Source organism: Clostridium sp. 'deep sea' (genome assembly GCF_014931565.1).
Lineage (GTDB): Bacteria > Bacillota > UBA994 > PWPR01 > PWPR01.
This window is the reverse complement of the sequence record NZ_CP063353.1, coordinates 1838388-1856378: the sequence shown is the minus strand read 5'-3', so window position 1 is coordinate 1856378 and position 17991 is coordinate 1838388. Positions and strand designations below refer to the sequence as shown.

General features: G+C 32.9%; 8 protein-coding genes. All 8 read left to right on the top strand.

All coding sequences use genetic code 11. From position 1 onward, the window contains the following. Nucleotides 1-61: 61 nt before the first annotated feature. Nucleotides 62-1732, top strand: coding sequence for an iron ABC transporter permease (locus tag IMX26_RS08595; protein ID WP_195161260.1), 1671 nt, complete (start codon nucleotides 62-64; stop codon nucleotides 1730-1732). Beyond that, nucleotides 1722-2201: an ABC transporter ATP-binding protein gene (locus tag IMX26_RS08590; RefSeq protein ID WP_195161259.1), complete on the top strand. Its 480-nt coding sequence runs from the start codon at nucleotides 1722-1724 to the stop codon at nucleotides 2199-2201. Before IMX26_RS08595 ends, IMX26_RS08590 begins: the two co-directional genes overlap by 11 nt. A gap of 28 nt (nucleotides 2202-2229) precedes the next feature. Further along, a complete protein-coding gene (locus IMX26_RS08585) occupies nucleotides 2230-2754 on the top strand; it encodes a TOBE domain-containing protein (protein ID WP_195161258.1) in 525 nt (174 codons plus the stop codon). 510 nt (nucleotides 2755-3264) lie between these two features. Further along, entirely contained in the window at nucleotides 3265-5682 is a 2418-nt protein-coding gene (locus tag IMX26_RS08580) for a S8 family serine peptidase (RefSeq protein WP_195161257.1), read from the top strand. Nucleotides 5683-5913: 231 nt separating this feature from the next. Then, nucleotides 5914-6639: a TraX family protein gene (locus tag IMX26_RS08575; protein WP_195161256.1), complete on the top strand. Its 726-nt coding sequence runs from the start codon at nucleotides 5914-5916 to the stop codon at nucleotides 6637-6639. Between the two features lie 375 nt (nucleotides 6640-7014). Beyond that, the gene (locus tag IMX26_RS08570; protein ID WP_243259351.1) at nucleotides 7015-7731 is read left to right on the top strand and encodes a TraX family protein; all 717 of its coding nucleotides are present in this window, start codon (nucleotides 7015-7017) and stop codon (nucleotides 7729-7731) included. 328 nt (nucleotides 7732-8059) lie between these two features. Continuing rightward, complete coding sequence (locus IMX26_RS08565) at nucleotides 8060-8305, top strand: phage tail protein (RefSeq protein WP_195161254.1); 246 nt, start codon at nucleotides 8060-8062, stop codon at nucleotides 8303-8305. Nucleotides 8306-8362: 57 nt separating this feature from the next. Next, on the top strand, nucleotides 8363-17731 hold the full coding sequence (locus tag IMX26_RS08560) for a stalk domain-containing protein (RefSeq protein WP_195161253.1): 9369 nt from the start codon (nucleotides 8363-8365) through the stop codon (nucleotides 17729-17731). Nucleotides 17732-17991: the final 260 nt, after the last annotated feature.

Below are 17991 nucleotides of genomic sequence, written 5' to 3'. Positions count from 1 at the left end.
AAAATAGAGGTTTAGAACCTTTTTTTACAGCCCCTTTGCTCCATTAAAGGATTGATTAATTATGAATAGACTCATTAAACATTTTAGCGTATTTAAGGTACTATATTTTGTAATTGCACTTTTTGTAGTATACTTCGCTTTTCTCCCTATCATTAGTGTAGTTACTTCAAGTATTGGAAGTGGCTTTGAGCTAAGTAGCAAACAATGGAGCTCTATTTTTAAACACTTGTATAGGAGCCTAAAGCTGTCAATTCCAGTTACTATGGTTGTAACAGCTCTTGGAACAGTCATTGCCTTTACCTTAAGACGAATCAGTTTTAAAGGTAGAAATTTCTTAAAGGTGGTTTCCCTAATACCTTTAATCAATCCACCCTTTGTGGGCAGTTTATCCTTCATTATGCTGTTTGGTAAAAGAGGGTTAATCTCTCATGATCTTTTAGGGTTAACAAGGAGCCCCTATGGCTATACGGGTATACTACTGTTACAGGTTTTAGGGTTAACATCATTTGCATATTTACTAATTAGCAGTTCGCTAGGTAGAACAGACACCTCTCTGGAGCAGGCTGCCTTAAATTTAGGTGCCTCACCAGGACAGGTACTTAAGGAAATAACTCTACCTTTAATGATTCCAGAAATCACAAGCACGGCATTGTTAATCTTCTTGTCCTCTATGGCAGATTTTACTACACCATTAATTATTGGAGGAAACTATCAAACCCTATCATCATATTTATACATACAAATAACGGGTTTGTATGACTTGAATATGGCTTCGTTATCGGGTCTTATTCTGTTAATTCCTTGTCTACTTGTTTTTTTTCTACACAGGTGTTTTGTAAAAAAGAAAAAATACTATAGTGAAAAAAATTATAATAGTGATATTGAGTTTAAACAGTTAAACCCTCTAACACGTAGAATTTTTATTATTATAACAGTGTTGTTTTTAAGCTTTGTAGTAGCTAAGTATGCCTTTATTGTGATTGGAGCTATTACTAAGCAATGGGGTTACAATTATACCTTAACTACAGCACATTTTGCCAAGGCCTTGTCCGAAGATATCACTCCTCTTTTTAACAGCTTAAAGCTGGCAATAACGATTGCTATTACCTCATCATTTATAGGAGTTTTGCTGGCTTACATTATAAAAACTAAAACAGTTCGGTTAAAAAAACTAATTGATTTAATTGCAACAATACCAGCAGCTGTTCCAGGAATATTGTTTGGGATTGGCTATTTGCTGACTTTTAAACACCCTTTATTTGGGGTTGGTAGGTATATATTAATTGGAGTTAAGCCCTTAATATTGTTAGGAACAGGAGTCATTGTCTATATTATATGTATTGCAAGGTACTTAAATATAGGACTAAAGGCAGGTTTTGCTTTACTAGAACACCTCAATCCACATTTAGAGGAGGCCTCGTATAACCTAGGAGTATCAGAATCAAAAACTTTTCTGCGAGTGTCCTTGCCCCTAGTTAGTCCAGCTTTTACAACGGCTTTTTTCAAAAATTTTACATCAACAATGACAACATTAGGAGCAATCATTTTTTTGCTGCTACCAAGTAATAAGGTGGCTGTTCAACAGATTTTTCAGAGAATTACCAGCTCAGAAATTGGGGTTGCAGCAGCAATGGGAGTGATTTTGTCATTAACTAGTTTAACATTTTTGGGTATTTTCTATTTAGTATTTAATTTTAAAGCACTTAAAAGGTGGTTCAAAAATGATGGTTGAGATAAAAAACATAATAAAAAAGTATAATAACATTAATGCTGTTAACAATGTATCTCTGGAGGTTAACCAGGGTGATTTACTAGCTCTTTTAGGGCCCTCTGGCTGTGGTAAAACTACACTGCTGAGAATTATTGCTGGCTTGGCTAAACCCGATTCAGGACGTATTCTTATTAATGGCAAAGATATTACTAACCTTCCCCCACAAAAGCGAAATACGGCTTTAGTATTTCAGTCTTATGCACTTTTTCCGCATTTAAATGTAGCAGAGAATATTGCCTACGGACTTAAAAATAAAGATTTGAGTAAAAAGGTAATAAATCAAAAATTACAGCAAATTGCAGATATTATTGAGCTAAAGGGGCTACTGAATAGGCAGATATTTGAATTAAGTGGCGGACAACAGCAAAGAGTAGCATTAGCAAGAGCCCTTGTGTTAGAACCAGATATCTTGTGTTTGATGAGCCATTAAGTAATCTAGATGAAAAACTCGGGTTAATATGCGGCAGGAAATAAAGAGAATTCAAAGCGAGCTTAATATCACCAGCATTTATGTAACGCATGATCAGAAAGAAGCCTTAGCTATTGCCAATAAAATAGCAGTAATGAATAGCGGTGTAATAGAGCAACTAGGTAGCTCTAATGAGATATATCATCACCCAGTTAATTCGTTTGTATCAAACTTTATTGGAGAATCAAATTTAGTTAAACCCCAAATAGTTAAGAGGTCTAAAAACAGCTGTATAATAAAGGTGCTAGACTTACAGGTAGAAATTAATACTGCTAGCGATGAGTTTCTGTGCCTAATTCGCCCTGAGGAGATTTATCCTACTCAGCACAATGGGATTGAAGTTAAGGTGAAGTGGGTCGAGAATATGGGAAATATAGTACGTTATACTTTAAGCGTAGGTAACGATATACTGATTATGGATAGACTAAACAAATTAAGCAATAAAAAATATGAAATTGGAGAAAAGCTAACTGTTTTTTTCGAAAAGCAGGCTGTGAAAATTGTTGAGGTGTAGACGCTGAGAGCATAATTTATGATTACTTTTATCCTTATAAACTAAAAGAGACACAATCAGTAATGATTGTGTCTTTAATGTTAATTAAACTATTAACTTGAAAAGTTCTCACCATAACTCATCATTCTTAATGAAAGATAAATATAAGCAACTATTCTCTCACCAAAAAGGCTGCCTAATTAGCTCCACCTGAATGTGTACTACACCCCCACTTTGATTTATCTATTCAAAAAGTTCCTTCTTTAATTATGTTCTGTTTAGCTCTCACTAGTCCAAAATAAATCTTTATTGCCAAAGTGAACCTATTCAATTTTTCTATAAATTGTAAATAAATATAAAAATAATGTAAAATATCCGAAAAATAAAAGGGTTTTTGTCTATAAATGTGTAATATATTCCATTGAATGCAATTATATATTGCAAAACAATAAATGAGAGGAGGTTTATGTTGTTAGCAGTTAAGTGTTTTACTATTTTGCGGATAACAATTAAAAATAAGGGGGTACTTTAATGAACAAGCAGATTAAAAGATTAATGATTTTAACGTTAACCTTAGTTTTTGTTTTTTCTACACTTACATTAGGGGCATTTGCCACACCCGAAGATACAGTTAGTATTTTCTCTGAACAGCCAGCTAAAATATATGGGGATATAGATTTATCATCACAAGATTTAATTACAGTAATAGTAGAATTAAAAGAAGTATCTAAGGCTGAGGCACAGTTTAAGGGACTAAGCAAAGATGTAAATATGTTATCACAAGTACGTAATAGTGCCATGAATGAAGTATTAGGTAAAACTAGAGGATCACAAATTAAAAGACAGTACGAGCATGTATTCTCTGGGTTCTCTATAAAACTTCCTGCAAATGAAGTATTAAAGATGTTAACTGTTCCTGGAGTAAAAGCTGTTTATCCTAACTTAACTTATACTAAAACTCAAGTTGGAGATGCTACTATTCTTAATCAAGAAGTATTTACACCAGATATGGTTAATAGTGGACCTTTTGTAGGTGCCAATGATGCATGGGATTTAGGCTATACAGGAGAAGGAGTAACTGTAGCTGTTATTGATACAGGTGTAGATTATACCCATCCTGATTTAGCTCATGCCTTTGGAAGTTATAAAGGTTATGACTTTGTAGATGACGATTTTGATCCCCAAGAGGGAACTTATAATGGAGAAAAACAACACCACGGAACTCATGTATCTGGAACTATAGCTGCTAATGGAGTTATTAAAGGTATTGCTCCAGATGCTAATCTATTATGTTACCGAGTATTGGGTGAACATGGTGGTACAACCGAAGATATAGTTGCAGCTATTGAATTAGCAATAATTGATGGCGCTGATGTTATGAATCTTTCATTAGGAAATAGCTTAAATTATCCAGATTGGCCAACAAGCATTGCTTTAGATTGGGCTATGTATTTGGGTGTTGTAGCTGTAACATCTAATGGTAACGCTGGACCAGCTAACTGGACAGTTGGATCACCAGGTACCTCAAGAAGAGCTATCTCTGCAGGTGCTACTCAATTACCATACGATATTTATAGTTCAGCTATTTTTACAACCGATTCCGTAACTTATGATAGCGCTAAAGTTTTAGGATATCGCTTAACTGATGAGATTGAGGCCTTAAATGGTAACACTTATGAGTTTGTAGATGCTGGTTTAGGTGGCGTAGATGATTTTACTGGTATTGATGTAACTGGTAAAGTTGCCTTAATAAGTAGAGGTTCTTATGCATTTGTAGATAAAGCCGCTAATGCTAAAGCTGCTGGTGCTATTGCAACTATAATTTATAATCACAGCGCTGGCGAAATTCCTTATGAAATACCTGGTATGGCTATTCCATCAATTAAGTTAACTCAAGAAGATGGCCAAAAAATGCTAACAGAATTAGAGAATGGTAACAATCAAGTTACATTCAATATTAATTATGTAGAAACACTAGGAGAGATAGTTGCAGACTTTTCATCTAGAGGACCTGTAGCAGGTACTTGGATGATAAAACCTGATTTATCAGCTCCAGGGGTAGACATTGTAAGTACCTTCCCAGATAATTCATATGCATCGCTACAAGGAACAAGTATGTCTTCTCCTCACATCGCTGGTGCTAGTGCTATCTTATTACAGGCAAATCCATTCTGGACACCTTGGGATGTAAAGGCAGCCTTAATGAATACTGCCGCAGACATGGTTGATGAAAATGGAAACGATTATCCACATAATACTCAAGGTGCTGGAAGTATGAGAATTGTTGATGCCCTTGAAACCAATATTTTAATCTCACCGGGTAGTCATTCATTTGGTAAGTTTGTTAACACTCAAGGCATAGAAATGAAACGACAAAGATTCCTCATAAAAAATCTTACTGACTCAATGAAAAAATACACATTTGATGTGAGTTTTGATGGAAATCCTAGTGGAATTGATGTAAGAATACCAAGACATAAGTATGTTTTACCTGGATTCTTTAACATAGTTTCGTTTAAAGTTATTGTTGATGCTTCACAGTTAACACCCGGATATTACGAAGGATCTATTAATGTAACCGATAGTGAGAGTGGTGAAACCGTAAATGTTCCTACAATTTTATTTGTAGGTGAGCCTGACTATCCACGAATAACTGGTGCATACATGGAAAAAGTAGATGATGGTTATGAAGTAGGCGCTTATTTACCTGGTGGTGCTGAAGCAATAAGCTATTATTTATTTGAGTACGATGCAGCAAATGGTGCTATTGGTGACTACGTAGATATGATTGGAAGTTATACAAATGCCGCAGCTCCTTACCATGAGTTTATCTGGGACGGCACAATTAGTGATGGCACAGAAGTAGCTAACGGAGACTGGGTACTAGCAGTTTACGTAGAGCAAGCTGGTGTAACAGATCTAAAATACTACTTGGTTACAAAGGAATAAATTACTTAATACTTAGTAATAACGGTATCATAAATAAAAGTATGGTGATTTATTATAAGCGTTTAGAACTCACCTAAAATCAACGACTCTATCTATATGATGGGGTCGTTGTTTATTTGAATTGTAAGTCACATTTACAAAAGTTTAAGAAAAACGTAATAAAAAATAACGGTTTTTGACTCTTTTTATTGATAATATTATTTTAAGTAACGCACTAGAGGAGATAGTGAAATGAAAAAAATAAATGCGTTTCAACTTAAAGTTGTTGCGTTAATAGTTATGTTAATGGATCATCTGTACTTTGCTTTTCCAAATATATTCCCCCAGTGGTTCCATCCATTATCAAGGTTTGTGGCACCATTATTTGCATTTTTGATGGTAGAGGGTTTATTCCATACAAGAAATAAACTAAAGTATAATATTAGATTATTTACGTGGGCTGTGTTTATGCATGTCGGAAATATTATTATTAATAATGCTTTTGTTTCAAAAGGTGTAAGTGTTCACAATAATATATTTATGACATTAGCATTAGGACTTACAATACTTAATTTATTTGAACTTAGCAAAAAGAGCCAAGGTAATAAAAAGTGGGTATATTCAGTTTTAGCTATTGTTCTTATACCATTAGGTATTTTTGTTGAAGGTGGAATAAGTATAATTCCATTTATTCTAATAACCTATTTCTTTAGACAAAATAAGAAAAAAGCCCTAATAGGATATGTTTTATTGTTTGCTCTTTTATTTGTTATGCATTACACGCCTTGTGAAACACTTAAAATGACGATAGATGTATTAATGTTTAATTGTGATTTTTTATTTATAACTGTAATACCATTTATCTTACTATATAACGGAGAAAGAGGAGTTAAAAATAAATTTAGTAAATATTTATTTTATGTTTTTTATCCCTTACATTTATGGGGCTTAGCTTTACTTAAGTTTGTGTTAAAATAAGGTTTTACGAGTGGTGCAGTGAACCCAAAAACTTGAACTATAAATATTTAATTGTTAAATAGATGATTCCTGTATTCAGCAGGGGTCATTTTTTTCTTTAAAATAATGCATTGATTATTGATTGTAATAGATAATATGTTCTTTAAGTCTAACTATAAAATCAGTAATTGGTTTAAACTTTTGAATGTGGTAAAAAGAAATCTAGAAATGTTTTTGAGCAAATTGTGTTAACAATTAATAGCAGTAAAAGTATATTTAAAATTAAAATATTGTAAGGTACAATTAAAGAAAAGAGTAAAAATATCGATTTTAAGGGCTTTTTAAATGATAGAATTAATAAAAAGTGTAACTAGAGGAGATGATTAAGTGAAAAAAATGAATGCCTTTCAACTTAAAGTAATTGCACTAATAGTTATGTTAATGGATCATATGTACACAGCTTTTCCAAATATATTTCCACAGTGGTTTCATGCATTATCAAGGTTTGTGGCACCATTATTTGCATTTTTGATGGTAGAGGGTTTATTTCATACAAGAAATAAACTAAAGTATAATATTAGATTATTTGTATGGGCTATAGTAATGCATGTAGGAAATATTGTTATAAATAATGCCTTTGTTTCAAAAAGCGTTAGTGTTCATAATAATATATTTATGACATTAGCATTAGGACTTACCATAATTAATTTATTTGAGCTTAACAAAAATAGCCAAGGAAATAAAAAATGGGCATATTTAGGTTTGGCTATTGCTATTATACCATTGAGCAAATTTGTTGAAGGTGGAATAATTATGATTCCATTTATACTAATAACCTATTTCTTTAGGGGTCATAAGAAAAAAGTAATAATAGGATATTCAGTATTGTTTACACTTTTATTTTTTATGGAATATACAACTTATGAAACACTTGAAAAAACAATAAAAATGTTAATGTATAGATGTAATTTTTTATGTATAACTGTAATACCATTTATCTTACTATATAACGGAGAAAGAGGAGTTAAAAATAAATTTAGCAAATATTTATTTTATGTTTTTTATCCTTTACATTTATGGGGCCTAGCAATATTGAAATTTGCATTAAAGTAAGTTAGAAAATAGGTACATAATTAAAATAATCTATTATGAGATACATACACTTATTTATAGTGTTAAAAATCCAAACTTCTATCTGGTACTCTTGATTTAAGAGAACTGGAGAGAAGCTTTTTTTATTTTTTAATAAACCCTTCATTGTGTATGCTACTTTACTATATTTATAACTGCAAAAAACAGACAATAAAAATAACAAACCTCCTAAATTTCACAAGAAAATTTTAAAAAATATAACTTTTGGCACATGTGAGTAAAAAATAAAATTTGTATACTGAGAAGCATAAAGTAATGGTTAATTTAGCACAAGGAGGGGGGTATTAGGGTGAATCAACTAATGGGAGAGATAAAATTGTTTGCTTATGATGAAGTACCTGAGGGTTGGTTGAAATGCGAAGGGCAAGCTTTACACATTAGTAAATACCCTAAGCTTTATATGCTTATTGGTACTAAGTTTGGTAAAGAGGGTGAACATTTTTTTAGGTTACCAAACTTATTAGATAAGTCATCTGAGGGTTTAATATATTGTATTGCTACTGAAGGGCAACTACCAAATTTTAAAGCGGTATAGCGTAAAGTTTATATCAAACCATATTACTTAAAAATACTTTTAAGGAGAGAACATAAATTGAATAAAAATAAGTATAAAAGAATAATTTCAGTAGCCTTAATGCTATTAGTAATAGTTGCATTTATGCCACAAACAACTTTGCAGGCATCTGCTACTAGCGTATGGGATGGTACAATTGCTACTTCCTTTGAGGGTGGAAGTGGAATAGAATCAGACCCATACCAAATTGCTACAGCAAGTCAGCTTGCCTATTTAGCTCAGCTTGTAAACTCAGGTGAGCTAGATGCTACAAATAATAGTGAGAAATATGCAAGTCTTAATTACTTGCTAACAAGTGATATTGACTTAACAGGTACTGAATGGATTGTTATTGGCATTAGTGATGTTAACAGCTTTAATGGTACTTTTAATGGAGATTGTAAGCTAATTTCAAATCTTACTATTGGCTCTGCACAAAGCCCTAACACAAACCACAATTATGCTGGGCTTTTTGGATATATAAACAATGCTACTATTAAAAATATTGGGCTTAACAATATTTATGTTAACACGAGTATTAGTGGTCACAATATAGCAGGTGGACTTGTAGCATGGTCAGTGGGAGGTAATATTACAAATTGTTATACAACAGGCAGTATAACGGCAGCTGCAGCAGTAAATTGTTATAATGCAGTGGGTGGCTTAGTAGGATATGCATTAGCTAATACTTCAATTTTAAATAGTTACTCATTGGTTAATAGTCATGCAATTCAAGCAGCAGGTGGTAGCCAACCAGGTTATATTGGTGGCTTAACAGGTATTATTCAATCTGGTTCAACACTAACTAATTGTTATGCCGCAGGTAGTGTATCGTGTAATACTGCTTATTGTTTTAGTGGTTTTGTGGGTAAAATCTGGCCAAGTGATAATAGTAAGGTAATCAATAGCTATTGGAATGGCGAATTTAAGCGAATAGATCATTTGGGATATGGCAAAGATGATACCATTTTTATATCACCTACTGAAATGAAAAATTCAGTATCGCTAATTAAAAACTTAAATGATAATGTTAAAAGCTTAAGTAATGCCTTACTAAAAAAATGGAAATTTGTTTCTGGCAGCAATGATGGTTATCCAATGCTTAATGGTATTGGCAATGAGGTAAGCAATAACATTGCACCTATGAGATTTAGTGCTTGCATAACTGGTGATCGCCTTGCTGGGCGAACTCTAACTGCAACATATTTGTATTACGATGTAGAGGGTGATATAGAAGAAGATGTATTAGTTTATAAATGGTATCGCGCTACAGATTCAAGTGGCAATAATGCTACAGAAATTATAGATGCTAATGAAAAAACATATCTTTTAACAAATAATGATGTAGATTTTTATATTTACTTTGAGGTTAATAGCAGTGAAAAAACATTAAAAAGTAGCTGTTCCCCAAAAATACTATCTGCTGACAATTGGGATGGTTCAATAGCTACTGCATTTGCAGGTGGAGAAGGTACTGAAAATAAACCATACCAGATTTCTTCAGCTAATGAGCTTGCCTATTTAGCGAACTTAGTTAATTCTGGCGCTAAAGATTCTAAAAACGAAGCATATGCAAATATGCACTATGAGTTAATTGATAATATAAAAATAGGAGATTTCTGTGACTTTACACCTATTGGAAATAGCGATATTAATAGTTTTAAAGGGACTTTAAAGGGCAATGGAAACCATATTGTAAACCTTACTATTGGTACCTCTATTACACCTAACTTATCTTTATCTGCACTTGGCTTATTTGGTTATTTGAGCGGTGCAACTATAGAAAATATTGGTTTAAAAGATATTGTTATTTGCTCGGCCAAAGACGAGGTTGTTGTGGGTGGGCTTGCAGCACATGCTAAAAACTCCACAAATATTACTAATTGTTATGCAACTGGTGTGGCTAGTAGAAAAGAAGCAACTGCCAAGTGGAATACGGTAGGTGGACTGGTAGGTGCAACAAGTGAAAATGTCACTATAAAGGATAGTTATGCATCAGTTGATGTTTCATGTAAAGGTGATGCAGCTGTTGTTGGTGGTTTAGTTGGATCTACTGCTAACAATACAATTATAACTAATTGTTATGCATTTGGTAATGTAGCTAGTGAGGGTACAGTTTTAAATTACTCGGCAGGACTTATTGGAGCGATCTTTTCAAATACAACAGTTAAAAATAGTTTTGCCTCAGGTGATATAACCTGTACTAAAGCTATAACATATGGTGGTGGGCTTATAGGGTTTATTGAAAAAGATAGCTTAGTAATAAACTGCTATGCATTAGGTAATATAACTAACGGTGGTGGCAACAAAAATTACTTAGGTGGAGTTGCTGGGTGGATTAAAACAAATATAACAGTTAATAATTGTTATGCCACAGGTGATATAACAAATGGTAATGATACTGCTTTAGTTGGTGGAGTTGTAGGGCGTAATGACTTAAGTACCATAGAAAACTGTTATTTTAATATTGATGCATTACAAAAAATTGGGGGCATAGAAAGAGAAGTAAGTAATAAAAAAGGCATAGGTACTGGTGGAGATGGAATAACAAAGATACTAGCAGAAAATATGAAAAAAGACTCTTTTGTTGAAGGGTTGAACAGTAACGCATTTAGCTGGATGGTAGACAATAATGATTTATCTCTGGAGTTGTGGAAATTTGTCACAGATGAAAATGGTGACTACCCAATGCTTAATGGTGTTGATAACATAAAGAGTATATCAAACACTAAACCCTATGTTGGAAAAGTAGCTATAGATGGTGTTGCCCATGTTGGGGAGAAACTTACAGGTACTTATAATTATCTTGATCTTGAAGGAGACGTTGTAGATAGAAGTTATCTGTGGTACCGCTCAAGCAATAAAAGTGGTACCGATATGGTAGTTATCCCTAATGCTACTGATAAAGAATATACTTTAACAGATGACGATATAGGTAAATATGTTTCATTTGAAGTAACTCCCATATCAAATGGTGATATGGGTACTGCTGTAAAAAGTGCTTTTACCTTAAAAGTATTGGGTTGTGATGTCTGGAATCAAACAATATCCACCGAGTTTGCTGGGGGTGATGGTTCAGAGAGTAATCCATATCAAATAGCTTCGGCATCTCAGCTTGCTTATTTAGCTCAATTAATAAACAATAGTACAACTAACTCAACATACGCTGATAAACATTACCTATTAATAAATAATATTAAACTAGGATATAAAGAATGGACACCTATAGGTACTGGTGCTAATAGCTTTAAGGGTAAATTTAATGGTGGTAATAAGGTAGTATCGTATATGACTATTGGTGTACCTACAAATTTAAACTCAAATCAACCAGTATGTGGTTTGTTTGGCTGTTTAAATAATGCGGTTATAGAAAATGTGACAGTAGAAAATGTTTTAATAAACTCTACCAAAAATGGCGTTGTCATAGGGGGCATATCGGCTCATGCAAAAGATGGATCAGTTATTACAAGTTGTTATGTAAATGGTCTGGCAAAGTGTGATGCAGAAGGAAGCAACTATAATGTTGTTGGAGGTCTTATAGGCTATGCTAATAACAATGTATTAGTCAAAAATAGTTATGCCTCAGCTAGTCTAACATGTAATGGTTCTAAAACATATAGCGGTGCTTTAATTGGTGTAAGTCAAAATAATACACGTGTAGTAAACTGTTATGCTTTAGGCAGTGTAACAGGTAATGGTTTAACCCATAATTATTTAGGGGGACTTGTTGGTTATGTTTTGTCAAGTACTACAATTAACAACTGTTACACTACGGTTGACATAATAGGTGTTAGAAATAATACTGCTTCAGTAGGGGGTATTATTGGATATAATCATGGAGGAACAGTGGTAAATTGTTACTACAATAATGAAGCAGTTCAGAATGTAGGTAGTGTAATTAGAACTGATGAAAACAGAAAAGGTGTTGGTACTGGTGCAGATAACACAACAAAAAAAACTTCAGCTAGTATGAAGCAAATTTCATTTGTAGATTTATTAAATCAAAACGCTCTTAATTGGATAAAAGCTAATGATGCAGAATTACTAAAATTATGGAGATTTGTATCAAATAAAAATAATAACTATCCGATGATAAACGGTTTAAATAACACTAAAATTGAAATTAACACTAAACCTTTTGTAACCAGTGTATTTATAGATGGTTTAAAACAAACTGATAAAATACTATTAGGGCATTATAATTATCATGATTTAAATAATGATGCAGAGCAAGGTTCAACTTATCAGTGGTATCGTGCCAACGACAGTAGTGGAACAAATGAAGTGAAAATAGCTGGTGCAACAGCTATAGCATATAAATTAACTGATATAGATGTTGGTAAATACCTTAAATTTGAAGTAATTCCTGCAGCAAATAATGGTGATGTTGGTGATGCTGTAAATAGCGTTTATACACAACAGGTTTGCACCCCCAAGACTTATACAGCTCTAAAAGATAAAAATGCCGGAGATATAGTTAAATTTGGGGGTAAAGAATGGATATTGCTTGATCCTGCAAAAGGTATGATAATATTAGCCTCAGAAGACTCTAGTAAACAATGGCATAATAAATATTTGGATAAAAACAATTATGCTAATAGTACTATAAGAGCATATTTAAACGGTGAATTTATAAATAGCTTAGGAGAAAAAAACCAAAATGTAATTCAAGTAAAAACATGGGATTGTACTAGAGCCAGCTATAAAGATTACACATATAATGGAAAAATTACCTATGAGAATCAAAAAAGACACGTTACCGATAAAGTAGGACTACTCACTATTAGTGACTGCGAAAAATATAAAAGTCACATAGCCCTTGAGGATACAAGACCTTATGAATGGCAATATTATTGGTGGTTAATAACAGCAGCTTCTGATGCTGATTATTGGGCATTCGTGGCTAAAAAAGACGGCACCCCATTTTGCATTAATGATACTGTTGTTGATGATTATTATAATGTAAGACCTGTTATTTATCTAGAACCCTGTCTTGTTTTAGATGAAGAAAACAAAGTAGATACAAATGCATTTTACTCTCCTATGGGGATATTGAAATCACCAACAAAAAATACAAAACCAACTTGGAGTTGGGAATCACGTAGTAATAGGGGTAGTGGAATATATCGTTATAAATTAAATAATAATGCTTGGGAGTATACTTATAAAATAACTATATTTCCAGTGCCAAAACTTGAGGTTCTAAGCCCAGAGTATACACCCTCAACAGATTTACCAGAAGGAACTCATACGCTTTATGTACAGGAGGCTGGTCTAGATTATTTCTTTAATCCATTGAATAGCAAATTTGAGGCAAGCTGGTCAGGATTAGGAGTAATTAAACTAACAATTGATAAAACTCTACCAGTTGTTGATACAAATTTAAATAGTGAATCTACTAACAATGTTAGCAAGCAATTTACAGTAACAGCAACAGATAATTTAGATAATACACCAACTATAACTGTAAAGCTAGGCAAAAATATTATTACGCCAAATGGTGGTGGTATTTATTCAGTAAACCTAGCTCTTGGCACAAATACAATAACTATTACAGCAGAAGATGATGCAGGAAACATTGCAACTGAGGTAAAAACAATTGACAGAACACCAGATTTTACTATGTTTGCAGGAGGAAATGGGACCGAATTTGACCCATACCAAATTGCTACTGCTGAACAGCTTATGTATTTTGCAGAGCTTGTTAATAATTGCAATGCCACTTGTGCGAGTTTACATTATGAACTAACAAATGATATTGATTTATTGAATAAAGAGTGGATACCAATTGGACTGCATGCCGGAAATAGCTTTAAAGGCTCATTTAATGGAAATGGTAAGGTGGTAAGTAACCTAAAAATAGGTTCAAAACAAACCCCTATTAGCTTTTTGAATGCTGGTCTTTTTGGTTATGCCGATGGGGCAATTATTAATAATGTTGGGGTAGACAATATTGCAATATATGCAAACTGCACAACTAGTCATCTTCATGTTGGAGGTCTAGTAGGATTTTTAGAAGATGTAAAAATAGCTAATTGTTATGCAACAGGTTTAATAGAAGGTATAAGCAGTAAAGCAAGTCATTATAGTGTATTAGGTGGTTTAATAGGATTTGCTACAGCAAATAACTCTATTAATAATAGCTATGCTATAGTTAATGTAACAGGAAGTGGAGAAAATAATTACTCAGGTGGATTTGCTGGAATATCTTACGCAAACTCAAAAATATCAAATTGTTATTCGGTAGGGTCTGTGGTAAGCACCAGTACTTTATTGAGTAATGCAGGTGGATTTATTGGTTCGGTAGGTACTAATGAAAACAATACACTAAATTGCTACTGGAATAGCCCAAGCACAGCTAATGGTGTAGGTAATGGCAATAGTAATACAACTGAAATGAGTATTAATGAAATGAAAAATGCTTCATTTGCCTTAACTCTCACAAAAAATGCTTTAGGGTTAATGAATGCAGATAAAACATTAGAGCTTAGTGAATGGAGTTCATTAGTTAATCTTAATCAAGGTTTGCCTATTCAAAACGGAATAGGTAATGCAATTATTAACAAAGCTCCAATTGTAAAAAATGGTGAAAAAATTCAAAGTGGATATGCAACTCCAGCATTAAATAATAAAGAAGCAGTTCCATATACTGCAAATATGGTAAATTGGTTTGAGGAGTTTAATAACGATAAACTAACATATTCAGTTGTTTCGGCATTAGATGAATCTTTAAATATTTCATCTGATGTAGATATAAATGGAAGTGCTTTAAGCTACACACCAAAAGCTGAACAAGTTAGTAAGCTGGTTAAAATAGTTATTAAGGCTAACGATGGTTTAACAGATAGTATTGATAATGTTGAAATTAACATAAGTGTATGTTCTGAACCTATAATAAATGCCCAAACACCAGTAATAACAAACAACCTAACCAATAAAGTAGCACAGGTAGGAGATGTAATTTCCTTAAATGCTACAGCAACTGTAAGTGATGGTGGAGCAGTTACGTATAAGTGGTATAAAGTAGATGATGTTAATAAAACAAATCCACAGGCATTACCCGAAACAACAGCAATCTATACTCTAAATACAAGCGTTGCAGAAACAAGCTACTATTACTGTGAGGTAACTAATACTAATAACAGTGTAAACGGAAAAAAGGTAGTAAAAGTAGATAGTAAGGTAGTAAAAGTGATTATTACAACAACAACACCTATAATAAATGCCCAAACACCAGTAATAACAAACAACCTAACCAATAAAGTTGCGCAGGTAGGAGATGTAATTGTCTTAAATGCTACATCAAAAGTAGATGATGGTGGAACAGTTACGTACAAGTGGTATAAAGCAGATGATGTTAATAAAACAAATCCACAGGCATTATCAGCAACAAAAGCAGCCTATACCGTTAATACAAATAGTGCAGGAACAAGTTACTATTATTGTGAGGTAACTAATACTAATAACAATGTAAACGGAAATAGGGTAGTAAAAGTAAATAGTAAGGTAGCGAAAGTAATTATTACAACACCACTAGTACAAAGTAGCGAAAACGACATAATAAGCTTTACTGTCAATAAACAAGTAGCAGAAGCTACCATAAATAAAGGAGCACATACAGTAAACGTAGAGGTAACAATTGGAACAGACCTAACGAGTTTAGTACCAATAATATATGTGTCATCAAGAGCAACAGTTGTTCCAGCAAGTGGAGTAGCTCAAGACTTTAGTAATGCTGTAATCTACACAGTAACTGCTGAAGATGGAACATCGCAAGAGTGGAAAGTAACAGTAACAGAGGAATCACTAGTACAAAGTAGCGAAAACGACATAATAAGCTTTAGCCTTAATGAACAAACAGCAGTAGCTACAATAAATAAAGTTAACAATACCGTAAAAGTAGAAGTAGTAAACGGAACAGATTTAACAAGTTTAGTACCAACAATAGCAGTATCAGCTAAAGCAACAGTTATACCCGCAAGTGAAGTAGCTTTAGACTTTAGTAATGCTGTAACCTACACTGTAACCGCCGAAGATGGAACATCGCAAGATTGGGTAGTAAGCGTGACTGAGACATCTTTAATAGACACTACACCACCAACAATTACTACAAACTTAACAAGTGGTACAACTTATGCAAGCAGTAAAATCTTTACTGCAATAGCTACAGATAATTTAGATAAAAACCCAGTTGTAACTGTTAAAATAGGCAATACTAACATAGTTGCAAATAAAAATGGAACATATACAGCTAACCTTAATATGGGTCTTAACATTATCACCATTATTGCTAAAGATAATGCTGGATATACTGCTACAGAAACAAGAGAGATAATCAGAGAACGTGAGCCAAAACAGCCTGATAATGATGATGAAAAAGATGTTAATTATGATTATATAATTAACAATGAAGAGCAAAATCAAAAACTAACAAAGCAAAAAACAGAACAAGGAGAAATAGTAACAGTAGATATTACTATTAAACAATCAGTATTATTAGGCTCAGTAAGAGCCGCAAAAAAAGAGCAAAAACCTGTATTAGTAGATATAGCTAATAAAGAAACAACTGAAGAGACTAAAGAAGTAAAAAAATTGAGGCTTACTTTTTATCAGGTAAAACAAGTAGCAGCCGTTGGTCTTAACATAAAAGATGCTCAGGGCGATTTCATAGAGTTGCCTAAGGCATTGTTGCAGTCACTTAGTGCAGCTAAGCAAAATTTGAGCTTAGAAATTAGTGAAGTATCTGCAACAAAAGCCCAAAAATATCTAAACGAAAAAGACACAGTATATGCAGTAAAAGAAATAAATACTAACTTTAGTGGTAAAACCAAACTTAAGTTTAGAGCTCCTAAAGATGTTAATCCAGCAGAGCTAAAAATAAAAGTAAAACACAGTGATGGAACACTAGCAGAAATAACTCCAACTATTGTTACTGATAAACAAGGTAATACTTACTTAGAGTTTACAGTAAATAAATTTAGTACCTTTATAGTTTATAAACCAGCAGAAGAAGAGGTTGTAAAAGAAACCAAAACTAAAATTGAATTAACAATTGGGAATACAACAGTTTTAGTAGATGGTAAAGAAATTAAGCTAAAAGCTGCACCGTTTATAAAAGAAATAACAAACAGAACTTTAGTGCCAGTTCGCTTTATTTCCGAAACCTTAGGAGCAAAAGTAGAATGGAATAGTGAACTACGTGAAGTGTATATTACCAATAATGGCAAAGAAATAACTCTTAAAATAGACTCAGATATAGTTGTAGTAGATAACGTAAATACAAAAATTGATAGCCCTGCTGAAATAGTAGATGAAAGAACCTATGTGCCACTACGCTTTGTTAGTGAAACTTTAGGAGCAGAGGTTAAATACTTGCCAGCTACCAATAAGATAGTAATTACGAAGTAGAAGTAATACAGTTACAATGTTGAAAGTGTCTTAGTAAAAAATTAAGTTGCTAAAATCTTAATAGATATATAAACCTGTTAGTAGATTAATGCTAACAGGTTTTTCACTTTTAAAAAGAGCAATCTCAATACCAACATAACATCATAAAGTAATAACTGGAATAAATTAATAATTATATTAAATGCTCTAATGCTACTAAAAGTAGTATAATTAATATATAAAATTGCTTTATGTAAAAATAAGTGTAATTAAGTGGCGTA

Coding starts and splice junctions, on each gene's coding strand:
- IMX26_RS08595 (WP_195161260.1), top strand. CDS start 62: ATGAATAGACTCATTAAACATTTTAGCGTATTTAAGGTACTATATTTT.
- IMX26_RS08590 (WP_195161259.1), top strand. CDS start 1,722: ATGATGGTTGAGATAAAAAACATAATAAAAAAGTATAATAACATTAAT.
- IMX26_RS08585 (WP_195161258.1), top strand. CDS start 2,230: ATGCGGCAGGAAATAAAGAGAATTCAAAGCGAGCTTAATATCACCAGC.
- IMX26_RS08580 (WP_195161257.1), top strand. CDS start 3,265: ATGAACAAGCAGATTAAAAGATTAATGATTTTAACGTTAACCTTAGTT.
- IMX26_RS08575 (WP_195161256.1), top strand. CDS start 5,914: ATGAAAAAAATAAATGCGTTTCAACTTAAAGTTGTTGCGTTAATAGTT.
- IMX26_RS08570 (WP_243259351.1), top strand. CDS start 7,015: ATGAATGCCTTTCAACTTAAAGTAATTGCACTAATAGTTATGTTAATG.